The organism is Reyranella sp. CPCC 100927 (assembly GCF_007859315.1).
GTDB lineage: Bacteria > Pseudomonadota > Alphaproteobacteria > Reyranellales > Reyranellaceae > Vineibacter.
Genome location: NZ_VOHA01000008.1, coordinates 26,666 through 45,573, shown reverse-complemented (window position 1 = coordinate 45,573; position 18,908 = coordinate 26,666). Strand labels below are relative to the sequence as shown.

16 protein-coding genes and 1 pseudogene are annotated in these 18,908 nt (G+C 66.1%); 10 read left to right on the top strand and 7 right to left on the bottom strand.

Annotation, left to right across the window (positions count from 1 at the left end):
• Positions 1-29: 29 nt before the first annotated feature.
• The gene (locus FQU96_RS21745) at positions 30-626 is read left to right on the top strand and encodes a hypothetical protein (protein WP_146543441.1); all 597 of its coding nucleotides are present in this window, start codon (positions 30-32) and stop codon (positions 624-626) included.
• A gap of 96 nt (positions 627-722) precedes the next feature.
• On the opposite strand, the pseudogene FQU96_RS21740 reads toward FQU96_RS21745, so the two are convergent.
• Both FQU96_RS21740 and FQU96_RS21735 read right to left on the bottom strand, forming a co-directional pair.
• Positions 723-836: pseudogene (locus FQU96_RS21740) on the bottom strand (VapC toxin family PIN domain ribonuclease); the annotation flags it as partial.
• A complete protein-coding gene (locus tag FQU96_RS21735; protein WP_146543440.1) occupies positions 836-1,078 on the bottom strand; it encodes a type II toxin-antitoxin system Phd/YefM family antitoxin in 243 nt (80 codons plus the stop codon). The gene FQU96_RS21735 and the pseudogene FQU96_RS21740, both read right to left, overlap by 1 nt.
• A 201-nt stretch (positions 1,079-1,279) precedes the next feature.
• Here FQU96_RS21735 and FQU96_RS21730 point away from each other — a divergent pair, with 201 nt between their 5' ends.
• Positions 1,280-3,202 carry a DUF3987 domain-containing protein gene (locus FQU96_RS21730; RefSeq protein ID WP_146543439.1) on the top strand — a complete coding sequence of 641 codons (1,923 nt, stop codon included), beginning with the start codon at positions 1,280-1,282 and terminating at the stop codon, positions 3,200-3,202.
• Between the two features lie 46 nt (positions 3,203-3,248).
• Here the strand turns inward: FQU96_RS21730 and FQU96_RS21725 are convergent, their stop codons facing one another.
• Positions 3,249-4,121, bottom strand: coding sequence for an isocitrate lyase/phosphoenolpyruvate mutase family protein (locus FQU96_RS21725; protein ID WP_146543438.1), 873 nt, complete (start codon positions 4,119-4,121; stop codon positions 3,249-3,251).
• Positions 4,122-4,452: 331 nt separating this feature from the next.
• On the opposite strand from FQU96_RS21725, the gene FQU96_RS21720 reads away from it, so the two are divergent.
• Together FQU96_RS21720 and FQU96_RS21715 are read left to right on the top strand one after the other, a co-directional pair.
• Positions 4,453-6,516: a hydantoinase/oxoprolinase family protein gene (locus FQU96_RS21720; RefSeq protein ID WP_255468432.1), complete on the top strand. Its 2,064-nt coding sequence runs from the start codon at positions 4,453-4,455 to the stop codon at positions 6,514-6,516.
• Positions 6,517-6,702: 186 nt separating this feature from the next.
• Positions 6,703-8,436 (top strand): hydantoinase B/oxoprolinase family protein, encoded by a 1,734-nt coding sequence (locus tag FQU96_RS21715; protein ID WP_146543437.1) that lies wholly within the window; start codon positions 6,703-6,705, stop codon positions 8,434-8,436.
• A 10-nt stretch (positions 8,437-8,446) separates the two neighbouring features.
• On the opposite strand, the gene FQU96_RS21710 is transcribed toward FQU96_RS21715, so the two are convergent.
• Entirely contained in the window at positions 8,447-8,944 is a 498-nt protein-coding gene (locus tag FQU96_RS21710) for a MarR family winged helix-turn-helix transcriptional regulator (RefSeq protein WP_146543436.1), read from the bottom strand.
• 47 nt (positions 8,945-8,991) lie between these two features.
• Here FQU96_RS21710 and FQU96_RS21705 point away from each other — a divergent pair, with 47 nt between their 5' ends.
• From FQU96_RS21705 to FQU96_RS21695, 3 genes are read left to right on the top strand one after another with little or no spacing between them, the layout of a single operon-like run.
• The gene (locus FQU96_RS21705; RefSeq protein WP_146543435.1) at positions 8,992-9,390 is read left to right on the top strand and encodes a nuclear transport factor 2 family protein; all 399 of its coding nucleotides are present in this window, start codon (positions 8,992-8,994) and stop codon (positions 9,388-9,390) included.
• Positions 9,391-9,440: 50 nt separating this feature from the next.
• Positions 9,441-10,661, top strand: coding sequence for an ABC transporter substrate-binding protein (locus tag FQU96_RS21700; RefSeq protein ID WP_146543434.1), 1,221 nt, complete (start codon positions 9,441-9,443; stop codon positions 10,659-10,661).
• Positions 10,662-10,674: 13 nt separating this feature from the next.
• A complete protein-coding gene (locus FQU96_RS21695; protein WP_146543433.1) occupies positions 10,675-12,210 on the top strand; it encodes an AMP-binding protein in 1,536 nt (511 codons plus the stop codon).
• Positions 12,211-12,234: 24 nt separating this feature from the next.
• On the opposite strand, the gene FQU96_RS21690 is transcribed toward FQU96_RS21695, so the two are convergent.
• On the bottom strand, positions 12,235-13,305 hold the full coding sequence (locus tag FQU96_RS21690; protein WP_146543432.1) for a nitronate monooxygenase family protein: 1,071 nt from the start codon (positions 13,303-13,305) through the stop codon (positions 12,235-12,237).
• A gap of 149 nt (positions 13,306-13,454) precedes the next feature.
• Here FQU96_RS21690 and FQU96_RS21685 point away from each other — a divergent pair, with 149 nt between their 5' ends.
• On the top strand, positions 13,455-14,378 hold the full coding sequence (locus tag FQU96_RS21685) for a LysR family transcriptional regulator (RefSeq protein WP_146543431.1): 924 nt from the start codon (positions 13,455-13,457) through the stop codon (positions 14,376-14,378).
• Positions 14,379-14,446: 68 nt separating this feature from the next.
• Complete coding sequence (locus FQU96_RS21680; RefSeq protein ID WP_146543430.1) at positions 14,447-15,145, top strand: SDR family NAD(P)-dependent oxidoreductase; 699 nt, start codon at positions 14,447-14,449, stop codon at positions 15,143-15,145.
• Positions 15,146-15,169: 24 nt separating this feature from the next.
• Here the strand turns inward: FQU96_RS21680 and FQU96_RS21675 are convergent, their stop codons facing one another.
• Both FQU96_RS21675 and FQU96_RS21670 read right to left on the bottom strand, forming a co-directional pair.
• Positions 15,170-15,841: a TetR/AcrR family transcriptional regulator gene (locus tag FQU96_RS21675; protein WP_146543429.1), complete on the bottom strand. Its 672-nt coding sequence runs from the start codon at positions 15,839-15,841 to the stop codon at positions 15,170-15,172.
• 132 nt (positions 15,842-15,973) lie between these two features.
• Complete coding sequence (locus tag FQU96_RS21670) at positions 15,974-16,951, bottom strand: nitronate monooxygenase family protein (RefSeq protein ID WP_146543428.1); 978 nt, start codon at positions 16,949-16,951, stop codon at positions 15,974-15,976.
• A gap of 272 nt (positions 16,952-17,223) precedes the next feature.
• On the opposite strand from FQU96_RS21670, the gene FQU96_RS21665 reads away from it, so the two are divergent.
• The gene (locus tag FQU96_RS21665) at positions 17,224-18,801 is read left to right on the top strand and encodes a class I adenylate-forming enzyme family protein (protein ID WP_146543427.1); all 1,578 of its coding nucleotides are present in this window, start codon (positions 17,224-17,226) and stop codon (positions 18,799-18,801) included.
• Positions 18,802-18,908 lie beyond the last annotated feature (107 nt).

Sequence of the window (18,908 nt, the reverse complement as noted above, 5' to 3'; positions counted from 1 at the left end):
CGTCCCTGCATGCAAGCATGAGGTTGTCTTTGAAACGTGCCGATATCGAGACGGAGAACAACCAGTTGCTACGGCTGCAGCGTGACTTTCGGCGCGCTGCGGATATCGTGGTCGACGCGTTGGTGGCTTTCGACGAGGTCGAAGCCGTGGCTGTCATTGGCTCCGTCGCCAAGCCGCTCTGGAAGGAGGTTCCCCGGTTCCGCGAGTTCCGTCGGGAGGGAATCGAGGTCTGGCATGAATGCAAAGATCTTGATCTGGCCGTTTGGATTTCGTCTCAGCACCGGCTTGATGCGCTGCGTCGCGCCCGGGATCGGTCGTTGCACCAAGCGTACGCGAGCGGAACCGGACCGGGCACGGCCAGTCACCAAGCCGAGATATTTCTGATCGAACCGGGAACTGACAGATATCTCGGGCGGCTCTGCAATTTTAACGCGTGTCCCAAAAGTAAGCCTCAGTGTCTTGTGCCGGGCTGCGGCGCCATTCCGTTTAACAAGCACGTCGATGGCTTCGTGCCGTACGATGATCTGCTGGCGCCGGCCACCTACGCGCTGCTGTATCAGCGGGGACGCGGCCGATTGCGGTCGGCGCTTGATTTGCCGGGGCCTGGTGAGGCACCGCCGAGGTGATGGTGTATTCGCTGGGCACCGGCAGTCGAGGGCCTGGATCATGCCAGCAACTGCGTCGGCAAGCCGCTGGTCGAGCGTGTGCTAAGTGATGGTTCAGTCGCTGATCAGAAGCTGCATCGGATCCTGCTCGGCCAGCCAGCCCTGGACGCGCGGCGTCATCACTTCGTTGGAGAGTGCCGCGACAACGAGCGATGTATCGAGATAGAGCATCAGTGGCGATCGCCGTCCCGCATCGATCGCACCAGATCGGTGGCACTTTCGGCCTGCGACGGCATGGCCGCCGTCAGAGACCGGAGCAGGGCAACGTCGATCCGCTTGCGCGGTGTGGCGACGGCGGTAGGCCGCGCAACCAGCTTGCCGCGCCGAGTGATGTCGATCGAGTCCCCAGCCTGCATCCGGTCGATGAGTTCGCTCAGATGTGCCTTGGCATCCGCCAGATTGATCGCGCTCACGTCACGCTCGTGACCATGTAGATGGGTCATATAGCGTACCGGACTTGGTCATCCAGCAAGAGAGGTCACCGGGTGACGGCGTGCTGTCAGGTGTATTTGTTCTTGATTTGTTTCTAATTATATTGTATCTGATTTGCGAACATAGACTCTCTTACCGCGGCTTACACGAACAGCATTCCTGCCGCTGTCAGGAGTGAAGTCATGAACGCACCCATCATCGAAACTCCCCATGTGGCCGCGCCCGCTCCGTTTGAGGCATGGCCTAATCTGGACCTCGGCCTGCTCGACGAGCAGACGGGCGCACCGCCGCCGTTCCGGCTGGACGTGCTGCCGCCGCTGTGGCGCGCGTGGACCGAGGCTGTCGTGGCAAGCACGAACGCGCCGGCCGACTACGTGGCGCTGTCGCTGCTGACCGCGGCGGGCAGCCTCGTCGCCGACCGCAGGGTCGCGCCGGCGCCGGGATGGGCGGAGCCGTGCATCCTGTGGACGGCGCTGGTCGGGCCGCCCTCGTGCGGCAAGACGCCGGCGGTGGAGGCGGCGTGCGGTCTGCTGGCGGCCCTGTGGCACCAGCAGCGCTGCGAGCCCCGGACGCTGGCCAAGGGCATCACCCCGGCGCCGCTGTTCACCAACGGCACCACCATCGACGCCGTCCTGGGTGTGCTGCGTGAGACCGAGCCGCAGGGCGTGCTGCTGGTGCGCGATGAGCACGGTGATTGGCTGTCGCACCTGGCGCGCGGCACACGCGACGGCAGCGCCCATGCGTTCTGGCTGTCTGCGTGGTGCCAACGCAGCCTGGATCTGGGCTGGCGCGGCAAGACGGTCGACTTGGATGACCCGTCACTCTCGATCCTGGGCACGACGCATCCCGACGCGCTGTTGCCGGCCCTCACCCGCGATGACGGGGGCGTGCTGGCCCGCTTCCTGTTCGTGCGCCCGGCGGCGGGGATGCGCCCGCGGCCGTTGTCGGAACAAGGGGATGTCGCGACGCTGGCGGCGGTGTCGGCCTTGCGGCGGCTGCGCGAACAGCCGTGGCGACGGCGCGATCTACCGCTGACGGATGAGGCGCGTGACGCCTTCCAGGACTTCCGCCTCTTGAACGCTGGCGTGATGCCTGACCTCGCTGGTCGGGCGGCGGCATGGTGGGGCAAGGGACCCAGCCAGGTGCTGCGGCTGGCGGGCGTGCTGACGTTCCTGGATTGGGCAGCGAAGCCTCAGGACGTCGTCGAGCCGGAGCATGTGCCGGTATGGGCCATCGACGCGGCGGCCCGGCTGTGGCGCGACTATCTGTGGCCGCACGCGCAGGCGACGTTCCGCATCGCCGGTGCCGGCGGCGAGCGTGAGAGCCGTCAACGCCAGGTGCTGCGCTGGCTGGCAGCACAGCGCCTGCCGGAAGTGTCGCGCGAGCATATCCGCCGCGAGGCGCTGTCGCAGGCGTTGGATGCCGCCGGTACCCAGCGCCTGATCGAGGACCTCATCGACGGCGGCTGGCTGCAATCCGTGACGCCGGCCGAAGGCGGCCGTGGTCGCCGCCGCCGGCGCTGGCAAGTGCACCCCGCGCTTTGGGGGGCCGAGACGGCGAGCGACGTCAGGACTCCATTCCTTCCCCCGGAGGGGGAAGGTGGCGCGAAGCGCCGGAAGGGGGATGCTGCAGTGGATTCGTTATCACTTGGTACCAGCGCTTCCGATCGGACATCCCCCTTCCGCCCCTTCGGGGCACCTTCCCCCTCCGGGGGAAGGATATGTTCACGGACTGTTAGAGTGGCGGACTCAGACGGTGCAGCCCTTCCCGTTCCAGCTGTTCCCGCAATTTCCGCAAGCGATAATGATGCGACGAAAGCAAGTGGCGGCGTGTCGTCGGGACTCGACGCCGCCTGCGAGCCTGTCGCACCGGATGCACGCGCGGCCGTTTGCGCAATTCCCGCAAACGAGATCGCTGCCGGTGCCGACTCGCCGCCGCCTGACAGGCATCGGGATCCGACGGCGATAACAGCAGATGTCGGCAGGGACGACGACGGGGTGCCACAACGCAGCGATGGTGGTCAGCACCGTTGGCGCCGGCGTCAGCCGCTCGCCCCACTGCGCAATGGTGGTGTTGATGGAGCCGCCCGACCGCCGGCCGCATGAGTCGTGCGCGCACAGACCGCCCAGAACCCGGCAGCCGCGTCGGTCGTCAGCGCAGGAAGCGCTTTTCGTCCTTCTTGACGCTGTCCATGTCTTGGAGCCGGAAGATCTCCTCGACCGCGACGATGTCCTTGTGGACGTTCTGCACGCCGCCATCGGCAATGATGCGGCGGAAGGCCGACTGCATCGCGGTGGTCGCGGCGCGGATGCCGTAGTTGCCGTAGATCACCATCGCGATGTTGCCCAGCGCTTTGATCCGGGCGGCATCCAACTCGGGATAGGCGTTGGGCACGATCACCAGCGGCACGGCGCCCTTCCAGGCGCGCGCGAAGCTCTCGATCTCGTCCGGGGTCTTCTTCTTGGAGTGGATCAGGATCATGTCGGCGCCAGCCTCGACATAGGCCGTGGCGCGCTGCAAGGCCTCGGATTCGCCGAGACCGGCGATCAGGGCTTCGGTGCGGGCGATGACCAGGAAGTCGGGATCCTGCCGGGTGGCCACGGCGGCGGCGATCTTGCCCTGGAACTCTTCGATGCGCAGCAGTTCCTGGCGGCCGTCGGCGGCGAGGCTGGTCACCTTGGGGAATGTCTTGTCCTCGATGACAACGGCCGCCGTGCCGGCGCGCTCATACTCGCGGATGGCGTGAACGACGTTGATGGCGTTGCCGAAGCCGGTGTCGATGTCGGCGACGATCGGCAGCGACGAGCGGGCGGCGATGGCGCGCAGCATGTCCAGATGCTGGGTCATGGTGATCAGGCTCATGTCGGCCAGTCCGTACAGGGCCGACAGCTCGAAACCCGATGCCCACAGGCCATCGAAGCCGGCCTCCTCGGCCAGCACCGCCGACAGCGGACTGTGCGTCGCCATGATGTGGACCAGGCCGCGGTCGGCCATGCGGCGGCGAAGAGTCTTGGGGTTGCTCATGCGAACTCCGATCAGAACGGCGGCATCCGGTCGATGGCTGCAGAAGCATGTCAGCGCGGATCGTTCAAGGCCAAACGATGGTCTTTGCAATCCGTGCGGGTCTGCATCTCGACGCTGAGCGTTTGACGCTGGTCCGAGCCGGCGTCTAGGCTTTGGGACTGTCATCCCGAGCGCAGCGAGGGATCTTTCGATGCAAGCGCACCCGTGCGTCACTGGCAGAAGATCCCTCTCCTGAGCCTGTCGAAGGGGCGCTCGGGATGACAGCTGTATCAGTGACAAGTGACTCTGGGTAGGCAGGGAAGGACGGGTCGGCGTGTCGGGGGAGCAGGTTGTGACGCTGCGTGCACCATGGCGCGTGGGCGTTGATGTCGGTGGCACGTTTACCGATCTGGTTGTCCAGGATGTCGATGGGCGCATGGCGGTCGCCAAGGTACCATCGGTGCCGGCCGATCCCAGCCGTGGCGTGCTCGATGCCGTGACGGCGGCGGCGTCCCAGGTCGGATTGACGGTTGCCGATTTCCTGCGCGGCTGCGCCGGTTTCGTGCACGGCTCGACCGTCGCCACCAACACCATCCTCGAAGGCAAGGGCGCGCGCGTCGGCCTGCTGACGACGGAAGGATTTCGCGACAGTCTCGAGATCCGGCGCGGCCTGCGGGAGAACACCTGGGACCATCGCACGCCCTTTCCGCCCGTCCTGGTGCCGCGCTATCTCCGCCTGCCGGTGCGCGGGCGTATCGCTGCCGACGGTAGCGAGATCGCGCCCGTCGAGATTGCCGACGTACACGCGGCGCTCGATGTGTTCCGGTCCGAGGGCGTCGACTCGGTCGCCATCTGCCTGATCAACAGCTTCGCCAATCCGGCGCACGAACAGGCCGTGGCACAAGCCGTGCGCGCGGCAGACAATGCCTGGCCGGTATCGGTATCCAGCGACGTCATCTCGGTCGTCGGTGAGTACGAGCGCGTATCGACCACGGTCGTGAATGCCTACGTCGCGCCGCGTGTGGTTCCCTACCTGCGGGCGCTGGACACGACGCTGCGCGACCTTGGCCTGCCGCACGGAGTCCTGCTGGTGCAGAGCAACGGCGGCATCGCCTCGGTGCGGCAGCTCGAAAGCCGGCCCGTCAACCTGGCGCTGTCCGGACCGGCCGGTGGTGTCGGCGCCTTGGCCGTGTTCGGCCGCGCCGCCGGCACGGATGACCTGCTGTCGATGGAGATCGGCGGCACGTCGTGCGACGTCATGCTGATGAACAACGGCCGGGTGGCGACGACGGACCAGCTGATGGTCGGCGGCTATCACCTGTCGACACCGGCCGTCGACATCCACACGGTCGGAGCGGGCGGCGGCACGATCGCCGGTGTCGATGCCGGCGGCATGCTGTTCGTCGGCCCCAAGGGCGCCGGCGCGCGGCCGGGCCCCGCCTGCTACGGGTTCGGCAACACCCAGCCGACCGTCACCGATGCGTTGCTGGCGCTGGGGCGCTTGCGAGCCGGCGCCTATGCCGGCGGCGCCGTGTCGCTGAAGAGCGAGCTGGCAGAAGCAGCACTCACCGGTGCTGTCGGCGGCAAGCTCGCGCTCTCCGCGGAGCAATCGGCTGTCGGCATCATCCGGCTGCTGGAACAGAACCTGCTGAACGCCGTCGAGCGGATCTCCATCGAACGCGGCATCGATCCGCGCAAGTTCGCGCTGGTCGCCGCCGGCGGCGCCGGGCCGATGCATGGCGCGGCGGTGGGGCGCATGCTGGGATGCCGGCGTGTCTACGTGCCGCGGGTCGCGGGCGCTTTCTGCGCCTTGGGCATGCTGCACACCGATGTGCGCCAGGACTGGGTAAGGGTCTTCGCCGGCGACCTCGACGGCGTGGCACCGGAAGCGCTGGCCCGGCCGTTCGACGAGATGGCGGCCGAAGCCCGGCGCGTGCTGCGCGCCGAGGGTTTCGCGCCCGAACGGCAGATGATCGTGCGGGTGCTCGACCTGCGCTATCCCGGCCAGCAATCGTCGCTGCAGGTGGACGTCGACGGCGCCTTCGATCCCGCGGCGGCGCGCCACGGTTTCGAGGCGCAGCACCAGCGCCTGTTCGGTCACATACAGCCCGGCGGCCGCATCGCCATCGTCGGCCTGCGCGTTGCCGGCATCGGCAAGGTCGACGTGTTCGATCCGCAGGCGCCGGCGCCGGGAGGGCAGGGCGTACCGGCGGCGATCGCATCGCGTCGCGCCTATGTCGACGAGCCGCACGGCTGGATGACCGTGAACGTCTACCGCGGTGCCGACCTGCGTCCGGGCCATCGCCTCTCGGGGCCGTTGATCGTCGAGGAGGCGACCACCACGGTCTTCGTCGGCGCGCGCGACGTGCTGGGTGTGGACACGGCCGGCAATTTCGATATCGCGCTGTTGCCCTGAACGGATGGGTCGTATGGCGACGTACAACCTCATCCTGAGGAGCCGGCGCAGCCGGCGTCTCGAAGGATGGGCTGCAGTCTCGACTGGTCGTACCGCCCATGCGGTTGCCCACCCTTCGAGACGCTCGCTGCGCTCGCTCCTCAGGGTGAGGTCGGTGCCATTTGTAACGTGGCGGGGAGATCGTCGATGACACTGGATCCGATTGCGCTGGCGCTGGTGCAGAACCGGCTGGACCACATCTCCCGGCAGATGGGCTGGGTGATGACACGCACGGCGCGCAGCCCGATCTTCAATCAGAGCCACGACTTTTCCTGCTTCCTGACCGATGCCCACGGCACGCTGATCAGCCAGGCCGACGGGATCCCGATTCACACCGGTGGCGGCGGCTTCGCGGTGCGGGCTCTGCTGAAGGCATGGGCTGGTCAGATCAACCCCGACGACGCCTTTGTGCTCAACGATCCCTACGAAGCGGGCGGCAACCATCTGCCGGATTGGGTGATCGCACGGCCGGTGTTCGTCGACGGGACCTTGGCTGCCTTTGCCTGCAACCGCGCGCATCAGTCCGACATCGGCGGCGGCGCGGCCGGCACCTACAATGCCGAAGCGACCGAAATCTACCATGAGGGCATCCGTCTGCCGGCGCTCAAGCTGGTGGATCGTGGCACATTGCGGCACGACCTGTGGGCGCTGCTGAAGCTCAACAGCCGCACGCCCGAACTGCTCGACGGCGATGTGCGCGCAATGCTGGGATCGACCCAGATCGGCGCCGAGCGCCTGAAGGCGCTGCTCGAGGATTACGGCCTGGCGCAGGGGCTGGCGCTGATCGACGGCGTGCTGGCGCATGCCGATCGCAGCTTCCGGGCCGCGCTGGCACGCTTGCCGCATGGCGTATGGCGGGCCGAGGAGAAGACGGACAACGACTGTTTCGAGATCCGCGACATCTGGATCCGTGTTGCGCTGGAGCTGAATGCCGATGGCCTGACGGTCGACTTCACTGGCACCGACCCGCAGATCCTGGGCTTCAAGAACAGCTCGATCGCCAACACATGGTCGGCTGTCTACATGTCGCTGGCATCGTTCTTCGAGCCCGACCTGCCGCGCAACGAAGGCACGTTCCGCTGCGTCAGGATCGTAGCGCCGCAGGGCACGATCGTGAATGCCCGGCCGCCGGCACCGATGACGATGTGCACCGTGTTCGTGGCGCACGAGATCGTCCATGTCATCTGGCGGGCGCTGGGCCTGGCCGATCCGGCGCGCGCCTGCGCCGGCTGGGGCAAGAGCATCCACAACGGCTCGGCCGGTCGCATCGGCACGGACCGGCCGTTTGTCGCCTACCACTGGCACTGCATGGCGGCCGGCGGCGCCGTCGACGGCCGCGACGGCTTCAACCAGATCGGTCACCTGATCGCGCTGGGTGGTCTCACCATCCCCAATGTCGAAGGCTACGAGCAGACCTATCCGCTGCGGATCCTCAAGCACGAGTTCCGCTGCGATGGCGGCGGGCCGGGCAAGTATCGCGGCGGCACCGGTGTGGACTACCTCGTCGATGTGCTGGAGCCAGCCGAGTACTCGTTCCGCGGCGAAGGGCTGAACTACGAGACCGGTTTCGGTGTCCAGGGTGGACGCGCCGGTCAGGGCGGCGCCATGCGGCTGGTCCTGGCGGACGGCACGATCGTCGATCCGCCGAAGTACCAGGTGCGTCGCTTCGACCAGCCGCTGCGCGAACGGGCCCTGTCGCCGGGCGGCGGCGGTTGGGGCTCGCCGCTGGAGCGCGATCCGCACGCCGTCCTGCGCGATGTCCGCGACGGTGTCGTCAGCCTGCAGGCTGCCGGCGACGTCTATGGCGTTGTCCTGTCCGACGATAGCAGAGCCGTCGATGAAGCGGCGACACGGGCCAGACGCACGACGCTGGCCCGATAACGGCGGACGATCAATCAGCCTTGAGCGGGCGTCGCTTCGACGGCAGGGACCTGGCGTCCCCGGTTGCCGCTATGTGAGCCATGATGGCACGCCAGTGGCGTTCCGCGGCGGGTCCAGCCGCGACGAAGGCATCCTGAAACGCGTCGCGCTGCAGGCCCGATATCGTTCGTTCGAGCGCCATTCCCTTTGCCGTCAGGGTCAGGACGTTATTCCGGCGGTTGTGCTGAGAGGGCTCGATCGATAGATGCCCTTTGCGCAGCAAATCGCCAAGCGGGCGATGAAGCGCCTGGCGCGACACGCCCAGTACGTCGATCAGTTCAGTCATCAGCATGCCGGGTTGATGCGCCAGGAAGTAGAGGATGCGGTGGTGCGCCCGCCCGAAACCCTGCTTCATGAGTATGCGGTCGGGCTCGGCGATCACGGCGCGAAAGCAGAAATGCAGCAGCTCCAGCGCTTCATTGAGTTCCCGTTCTCTCTTAATATCAATAGCATTGACATTATCAATCATATTGATACATCCTCTGCTCGTGGGTTCGCTGGCGACAGGAGCGAGTCATGGCAGTCTCGACGTTTGGTGATGCGGCGTTCGCACAGACATTTGCTGCCGCTTGGATCAACAATTGGAATAACCGAGATGTGGGCGCAGTGATCGCGCATTTCACCGAGGATTGCGTATTCGAAAGCCCGGTCGCTGAGAGCGTTGTAGGAGAACCGGTTATTCGCGGCAAGGCTGCCCTTGAGACGTACTGGCGCGCCGCGCTCGACCGAATCAAAACCTTGCGCTTCACGCTGGAAACCGCCGCATGGGACCCAACGCAGCGAACGCTGGTGGTGTTCTACGTATCGCAGATAGCGGAGCGAGAAACACGGGCGTGCGAAGCCATGATCTTCGATGCGGCCGGCCGGCAGACCGCTGGCCGTGCCTACTACGGATACGCGCTCGCCGCGAAGTAAAGTCTTCGGTTCAACGGCGCGACATCTCCACTGAGGGACGAGCAACAATGATGTCCAGGCGGCTGACCCCGTTTGTGCTGGCGGCCCTGCTGATGCTGCCAACTGCCGTCGGCATGGCACAGGACCGAGGCAAGACAGATGCCGCACGGCGCATCGGCGTTCTGACCGATATGTCCGGTGTCTACGCCGATTTCAGCGGTGCGGGCTCGCTGGTCGCGGCCGAACTGGCGGTCGAGGACTACGCCAAGCTCAATCCTTCAATGAAGGTAGAGCTGCGCAGTGCCGATCACCAGAACAAGGCCGACGTTGCGTCCGGAATCGCCCGTCGCTGGTTCGCGGACGGGGTTGGCGCCATCGTCGATCTCGTGCATTCCGCGTCGGCCCTGGCCGTTACCGAGCTCGCGCGCAGCCAGGACAAGGTGGCGATCGTTTCGGGTTCTTCCAGCTCCGATCTCTTCGGCGCCGCCTGCACGCCCAATACCGTTCACTGGACGTATGATTCGTGGGCGATTGCGGCGAGCATCGCCAACGCGGTCGTCAAGTCCGGTGGTGACACCTGGTTCTTCCTGACGAGCGACACCAGCGCCGGCCATGCGCTGGAACGGGACATTTCCAACGCGGTCAAGGCAGCGGGCGGTAAGGTGGTGGGGGCCGTTCGTTCAGCCATCAACACACCGGACTTCGCATCCCATCTGCTGACGGCGAGCAGTTCCCAGGCCAAGGTGCTGGTGCTGGTTGCCGGCGGCAGCGACTTCACGAACGCCCTCAAGCAGGCACACGAGTTCGGTTTCGCCGGTGCCGGGCGGCGCATCGTGGCACCCGTCGTGTTCGAGACGGACGTGCGTGCGCTGGGCCTGCCGGTCGCGCAGGGCCTGGGTTCGGTAACGTCCTTCTACTGGGATATGAACGAAAGCACGCGCCAGTTCGCGACTCGCTTCGCGGCACGCCACAAGGGTGCGAAACCGACGATGGTTCAGGCCGGTGTCTATGCGGGGCTTCTTCATTACCTGAAGGCCGTGGCCGATGATGGCTCGGCCGGCGGCAGGACGGTCGTGACGCGCATGAAAGAGCTGCCGACCGATGATCCGTTGTTCGGCAAGGGCAGTATTCGGATTGACGGCAGGAAACTGCAGCCGATGTTCTACTACCAGGTGAAGGCGCCGGAGCAGTCGAAGGGGCCATGGGATTATCTTCGGATTCTCGACACGGTCCCGGCTGACAAGGCGATCCGACCTCTGTCCGAAGGTGGGTGCAGTTTCATTCGCGGCTGAGGATTGCTCGACCATGCGGGCCATTGATTACTTCGACCGCGGTGCGCGGCTTGCACCGTCGCGCGCGGCCTTCGTCAAGGACGACGACATTGTTTCGTACGCCGAGGCCGCATCCTTGACGAACCGGATCGCGGTTGCGCTCCTGGAAGGAGGTGCCGGCCCGAACACCAAAGTGGCCGTCTACAGCCCCAACCGTATCGATGCCTTCCTGATCGTCCTTGGCGTGCTGCGCGCCGGCGCGGTGTGGGTGCCGATCAACATTCGAAATGGCGTCGAGGAGAACATACAAGTCCTGCGCAATACTGAATGCACATGGCTTTTCTATCACGGCGTGTTCGAAGCCGCCGCCGATGCGATGCGAGCAGCGGTGTCCGACATACGGGCCATTCGTCTCGATGCCGACGACGAGATGGCGCGATGGATGGCGGCGCCGGGAGCCGTCGCGCCGGCGCTGCCGTTAAACCCGGATCGGCTCTGCGCCGTCCTGTCGACAGGAGGAACGACCGGCCATCCCAAAGGCGTGATGTGGCGCGATGCCACGCTGGAGGCGATGACAGCGAATTTCTGGGCCCATCTGCCCTGCGAGCAGCCGCCGGTTTACCTGATCGCCGCCCCTATGACGCATGCGGCGGGGGTTATCGCGTTGCCGCTGATGGCCGTCGGCGCGACCGTCGTGATCCTGGACCGCGCGGATCCATTGACGATCATGCAGGCCATCCAACACCATCGCATTACGCACCTGTTCCTGCCCCCGACCGTGATCTATATGATGCTGGCGCATGCCAGGGTGCGTCAGTTCGACTACAGTTCGCTGGCTTATTTCATCTACTCGGCCGCGCCCATGGCAGCGGCGAAGATCAAGGAAGCGGTCAGCGTCTTCGGTCCGGTCATGGCGCAGGCCTACGGCCAGGCCGAGTTTCCGCTGATGGGCACCTTTCTCAGCCCGCGCGAGCATGCGCAGATCCTGGCTGAAGGGCCGATCGGGCGGCTGCAGAGCGCGGGGCGCGCCTGCATGTTCAACCAACTGGCGATCGTGGACGACAGTGGTCGGCCGGCAAGGCCCCGGGACGTCGGCGAGATCGTCTTTCGTGGCAATCTGGCAATGGTCGGCTACTACAAGGATGCGCCGGCGACAGCGGCCGTATCATGCGATGGTTGGCACCACACCGGCGATCTCGGTTATCTGGATGAGGACGGCTACGTCTACATCGTCGATCGCCAGAAGGACATGATCATCACCGGCGGCTTCAATGTCTATTCAGCCGAAGTCGAACAGGTCATTCTGACCCACCCGGCGGTTCAGGATTGCGTCGTGATCGGCGTACCCGATGACAAATGGGGCGAGGCGGTCAAGGCCGTCGTGGAGCTGAAGCCTGGATTGACGACGGAAGCGGAAGCCATTGTGGTGCTGTGCCGCGACCGGTTGGGTGGCGTGAAGGCGCCGAAGACCGTCGAGGTGTGGTCAAGCTTGCCGCGCAGTGCCGTCGGCAAGGTGCTCAAGCGCGTGGTGCGCGATCGTTATTGGCAACACCGGGACCGACAAATTTGATCGCGAGTCCCGATGTGGGCAGCGCTACCCGACGATCGCCCTGGCCTCGTCCCACAGGCGCTGGACCAGCGCCGCTGCCGGTTCCGCCGAAGCCAGCGCCGCGGATTGGCCGGCCCAGGCCTGCATGCGGTGCACGTCGCCTGCCTTCTGGCCCTGCGCGCGCATGGCGGTGGTGAGACCGCGCTGGACCGGGTAGGGCGCCGGCGGCGGTGCGCTGTCGGCTGTGGCGGCGCGCACATAGTCGGTGACGATGGCGCGGCCCGGTCGACCGCTGAAGACGCGGCTGACGACCGTGTCCTCGGGGGCGGTCTGCGCCAGGGCATCGGCCCAGGCCGGGTGGATCTTGGCCTCGGGGCAGCGCAGGAAGCCGGTGCCGATCTGCACGGCGCTGGCGCCCAGCACCAGTGCCGCGGCAATGCCGCGCGCATCGGCGATGCCGCCGGTGGCGACCACGGGCACGCGCACGGCATCGACGACGGCCGGCAGCAGCGCGAACAGCCCGACCAGCCGGCGCTCGGCGTCGGCGGCCGTGAAGGCGCCACGGTGGCCGCCGGCCTCGGCGCCCTGGGCCACGATCACGTCGGCGCCGGCGGCTTCGGCGGCGCGCGCTTCGGCGACGGTCGACGCGGTGGCGAACCAGGCGATGCCACGCGCCTTGAGCTTGGCGACATAGTCGGGCGGGTAGAGGCCCATGATGGAGGAGACGATGCGGGGGCCCGCCGTCAGCATGGCTTCGCATTGTGCGGCGAAGTCGGGCAACGTCGCGTTGCCGGCTTCCGGCGGCACGGCCGGACCCCATTGCGCCAGGAACTCGCGCACACGAGCCTCATGCGCGGGGTCGCGCTGCGGCGGCGGATCCGGGATCCAGACGTTGAGCTGGAACGCCCCGTTGCTGGCCGCGCGCACCTCGTTGGCCCAGGTAAGGATCTCGTCGGGCTGCATCATCAGCACGCCGCCGGCACCCAGTCCGCCGGCACTGGAGACCGCAATCGACAGTGACGGCGGGCAGGTACCCGCCATCGGCGCCAGCAGGATCGGCACGCGCAGGCCGAAGCGGCTGCAGAACGACTCGGTCCGGCTGATGATCGCACTCACGGCGGTTCTCCCTGGGGCGCTGGCGCGCCTATCATTGCCGCTCCACGGGCAGACTCAAGCGAGCGTTTGCGATAGCGGCGATCTGCCGGGGTGATAGCCTGATCGCATCGCGTCAGTCGATCTCCTGGCGTCCGAGTGGAGAGCGTGTCATGTCCGATCGGCTGTCCGATATTCAGGCCTATGTCCGGGCGGTCGAGCTGAAGAGTTTCACGGCCGCGGCCGAACGGCTCGGTGTGACCCGCTCGGCGGTGGGCAAGAGCGTCGCGCGGCTGGAGCAGGCCCTGGGCGTGCGCCTCCTGCATCGCACCACCCGGTCGATCGGGCTGACGGAAGAGGGCGCGGCGTACTACGAGCACTGCCTGCGTGCGTTGCAGGAACTGCAGGAAGGCGAGCTCGCGGCCATGCAGCAGGGCAGCCGTCCGGTCGGCATCCTGCGTCTGGACCTGCCGATCGCTTTCGGCCGCCGGCACGTGGTGCCGCTGATCACCGATTATCTGCGTCGCTGGCCCGACGTCTCCGTTCAGGCCAGCTTCTCCGATCATTTCGTCGACCTGATCGCCGACGGCGTGGATCTTTGCATCCGCATCGGCGGCGAGGACGACAGCCGCCTGGTCAGCCGCGTCCTTGCGCCCAACCGGCTCATCATCTGTGCGGCACCGGCTTATCTGGCGAACCGCGATGTGCCGCAGGCGCCAGCCGACCTGAAGGACCATGACTGCATCACGTTCGGAAACGGCGGGCGGGTCCTGGACTGGCGGTTTCGCGACGGCACGCGCGCGTGGTTGCAACCCGTCAGCGGCCGGTTGCGCATCGGCCATGCCGAATCGGTGCGCGACGCCGTGCTCGACGGCGCCGGCCTGGCGCAGCTCGATGCCTATATCGTCGGCGACGATATTCGCGCCGGCCGTCTCACCCCGGTGCTGACGGCGTTCTCCGGCGACGGGCCGCCGATTCGCGCGGTGTATCCCCACCGCCGCTATCTGGCGCCCAAGGTCAGGCTGTTTCTCGACGCCGCCATCGCGGCTTGTCGCACCGCACCGTGGAACGATATCGGGGCTGCGTCCGCGCCGTAGCCGTCAACGGCTTGCGTGGTGTGTGCGATGTGAGAGAGTCAGCGCCCGTGATGCTGGCGAGGTGCGAAATGCCGGACTTGAAGGACGCCCACATTGTCGTCACCGGTGGGACCGGCGCATTGGGCGTGGCCGTGGTGAAGGCATTGGTCGATGCCGGCGCGCATTGCCATGTTCCCGCGATCGAAACCGCCGTGCCTGCCGACCGCTTTCCGAAAGAGCGAGTCTCGGTCAGCACGACGGTCGATCTTTCCAGTGAAGCGTCGGTCGCGGCCTTCTACGCCAAGCTGCCGCCGCTGCGTGCCGTCGTGAATATCGCCGGCGGCTTCGCCTGGGCACCGATCGCCGACAGCCCGGCGGACGTGCTGCAGCAACAGCTGTCCATGAACCTCATCTCGTGCGTGCTGAGCTGCCGGCAGGCCGTAGCCAACTTCCGCCAGGCTGGTCGCGGCGGGCACATCGTGAACCTATCGGCACGGCCGGCGCTCAACCCGCGTCAAGGCGCCAACATGACGGCCTACACCGCATCGAAGGCCGCCGTCGCCGCCTTCACCGTGGCACTCGCCGAGGAACTCAAGGGCGAGAATATTTCGGTCGTGGCCCTCTGTCCCTCGACGATCGATACGCCGGTCAATCGCGCCGACATGCCGCAGGCGGACCACACGACCTGGGTCAAGCCGGCGTCGATCGCTGCGCTGATCGTGGCGCAACTCGGCATGGCGGATCCCGTCAATTCAGGTGCTTTGATCCCCGTCTACGGCAAGGCATGAGGCGCACGGCGGCGCGGGCAGGTTTTATGTCTTCAGTGCCCGACTGCGGTAGGACTTGCCTTTCGGCGTCGCCAGCCCCTCGAACACCATCCTGACGGCGAGATCGCAGATGTCGCGGGCGGACAGCCGTCCCTTGGGGTTGAACCACTGCGGAACCCAGTTGACCGCCCCCAGGAGCAGCAGCAGGAACACGCTGCGATCGACTTTCTCGATGTCGCCGGCATCCATGGCCGCATCGATCAGGCCCTGCAGGTAGCGCCCGTAGGCATTCTGCTGTGTGCGAACCCGCTGGCGCATGTCGTCGGGAATCTCGCCGAAGATGCGATGGGTTGCGCGCGAATAGTTGTTGATGCCGGTCATCTGCAGTTCGAGATGCGCCCGGATGGCGGTTTCGAGCCGGTCCAGCGCCGAGGCGGTCTTCGGCAGCTTCGCCACCATCTGCCGGGTGTAGGCATGGGCATCCTCGACGCCTTGCCGCAGCACCTCATCGAACAGATGTTCCCGCGATTCAAAGTGATAGTAGATGCTGCCGGCCTGCGTGCGGATCTGGGCGGCGATTTCGCTCAGCATGGTGTTGGCGTAGCCGCGACGGGCAATGACGTCTGCTGCGGCATCCAGGATCTGTCGGCGCTTCAGTTCGGCACGGGGCGATTTGGTGATATTGGTTTTCTTCTTTTTCTGCACGCGCACAGCCATCACAGCCTCTTCCAGCGACGTCCCCGGATCCTTGCATCCATAGCACGGCCGGAGGTGCCTGGCCCCGCGCTTTGAACGCGGGTCCAGGTGACATCGTCAGAGGCGGTTGGCCGCCGTTTCCCCGCCGGCGGGTTACGCCGCGAGCAGGCCCGTCAGGCGGGCCCTGATGATATCCGTCGCTTCACGCATGGTGCGGTCGACCAATTCCTTGCAGGTCGGGATGTCCCTGATCAATCCCGCCACCATGCCGCAGGACCAGGCGCCAGCCTCCATGTCGCCTTCGGTCATGATGCGGGGATAGACACCCGCGACCTCGGGGATGATGTCCTCGAACTTGATCTGGGATCCCAGGGTCTTCTCTTTCTCCAGCAGGCGGTCGACAGCCTTGTTCTTCAGCACGCGCTCGGTGTTGCGCAGCGGCCGCATCACCAGCCGCGTATCGAGTTCGGTGGCGGCCAGCAGGGCCTGCTTCACGTTGTCGTGCACGGGCGCTTCCTTGGTCGCGATGAAGCGCGTGCCCATGTTGATGCCATCGGCACCCAGGGCCAGCGCCGCGGCGAGCGAGCGCCCATCGGCCATGCCGCCGGAGGCCACGAAGGGGATCTTCAGTTCCTCCGCCGCGCGCGGCAGCAGGATGAAGTTGGGCACGTCGTCTTCACCGGGATGGCCGCCGCATTCGAAGCCATCCACGCTCACCGCGTCGCAGCCGATCGACTCGGCCTTCAGCGAGTGGCGCACCGACGTACATTTGTGGACCACCTTGATGCCGGCCTCCTGGAGTGCCGGCAGCCACTTCTGCGGATTGTTGCCTGCGGTCTCGACGATCTTGATGCCGCCGTCGATGATGGCCTTGATGTACCCGGGATAGTCGGGCGGCTTCACCGAGGGCAGAAACGTCAGGTTGACGCCGAACGGCTTGCTGGTCATGTCGCGACAACGACGGATTTCGGCAGCAAGTTTCTCCGGCGTGCCTTGCGTCAGGCCGGTGATGATGCCCAACGCGCCGGCGTTGGAAACCGCCGCCGCCATCTCGGCAAAGCCGACATAGTGCATGCCGCCCTGGATGATGGGATGTTCGATGCCGAGCAGTTCGGTAATGCGCGTCTTCATGGGGCTTCGTTTCTCCTTGTCACGCCTGCGCGAGTCCGCGCCGAGAATAGACGTTTTTGCGTCGAGCGCAGCGATGAAATCTTGAACGGCACGCCGCATCGCATTCGACGCAGCTGAGTATCAGTGTGGAAAAAACACCAGACAATTTAGAATTTTTCACGGACTAAATCAAAAAATGTCCATTAGGGGCAATTGACGAGTGTTGAAATAGAACTGATGATCCGGAAGGTGAGTGCACGAGTTGGCAGCGATATCCAACAACAGGGGCGAGCATGAACTCAGGCACGGCGAGGGAGGCAGCCGCGGCATTGCTGGCGGGCTTGCCCGATCGGATCAGCCATGTCATCCGCACGCCGGCGCGCCAGCAGTCGGACCATCCGGCCTTGATCGGCGGCGACATTGTCTGGACCTATGGCGAACTGCCGACGATCGTCGCGGACACGATGGCCAGCCTGGAGGGCTACGGCGTCCGGCCCGGCGATCGGGTCATGATCGTGGGAGAGAATTCCCTGGCCCTTGCGGCACTCGTGCTGGCGTCCTCGGAACTGGGCGCCTGGGCAGTGGTCGGCAACCCGCGCCTGTCCGATCGTGAAATCGATCAGATCCGCGATCACAGCGGCGCGCGCCGCGTACTCTATGTCGTGGAAATCTCCGAGCCGGCGCGTCAACACGCGTTGCGGCATGAGGCAACGCTTCAGGTCGTGGGCCGCCTGGGCGTGCTGGGGATCGGGCCCCTGAACGACGCTGCCGTACCGGAGCCGGTCGAGGCCGACGCGGCACGGCAGGTCGCGGCACTGCTCTACACCTCGGGAACGACAGGCAATCCCAAGGGCGTGATGCTCACGCACGCCAACATCCTCTTCAACGCCCGCGTCTCCGGCGTCCTGCGCCAGCCCAAGCCGGCGGACAAGATCTACGGCGTGCTGCCGATGTCGCACATCGTGGGCTTTTCCATCATCCTCATCGCATCGCTGATGTCCGGCTGCACCGTACACCTCGTGCCGCGATACGATCCCGCGGCGCTGGCCGACGCGATCGCCAGGGGCGATGTGACCATGCTGTTCGGTGTGCCGGCGACGTACCAGCGTCTGCTGGAATACAAGAAGGTGGCCGGACTGGAGACGCTGCCGCGTGGCGCCTTGCAGCGGCTGTTCGTGGCCGGCGCACCGCTTGATCTGGCGTTGAAGCGCCGGATCGAAACCGAGTTCGGCGTGCCGCTGCTCAATGCGTTCGGCATTACGGAATGTGCGCCGGGAATCTCCGGCGTCCGCTACGAGGCGCTGCGCCAGGACGAGTCTGTCGGCACTGTCCTGCCGGGCCTCGAGACGCGGCTGGTCGGGCACGATGGCAAGCCGGTGGCCGCCGGCGATGTCGGCGAACTGCACGTCCGTGGACCCAACGTCATGCGCGGCTACTACCGGGCGCCGGAGGCCACGGCGGCGGCGATCGACGCCGACGGCTGGTTCAACACCGGCGACTTGGCCCGGTTCGACGGCGATGCCTTGTTCATCGCCGGGCGCTCCAAGGAGCTGATCATTCGTTCCGGTTTCAACGTCTATCCCGCCGAAGTCGAGGCCGTTCTCAACGCCCACCCCGGCGTGGTGCAATCGGCTGTGGTGGGACGTGCCGTGGCGGGTAACGAGGAGGTCGTCGCCTTCGTACAACTCCTGCCCGGGTCATGCGTCACCTCAGGCGAACTCATGGACTATGCCAGTGGCCAACTGACCGCCTACAAGCGGCCGACCGAGATCATTGTCCTGGAGGCGCTGCCGGCCGGCTCGACTGGAAAAATCCTGAAGCACAAACTGGCAGAAGCCGCGCGCGAAGAGGCCGCCCGCCGCGCGACATGAGCCATCATCGCGTCGGATGAGGCGGGGTGCGGCGACGCACTGCGACGCTCAAGCGCTGCGTGGCCGCGGCAATGGCTGATATCCTGCGACAAGGATCAGCGCCGATC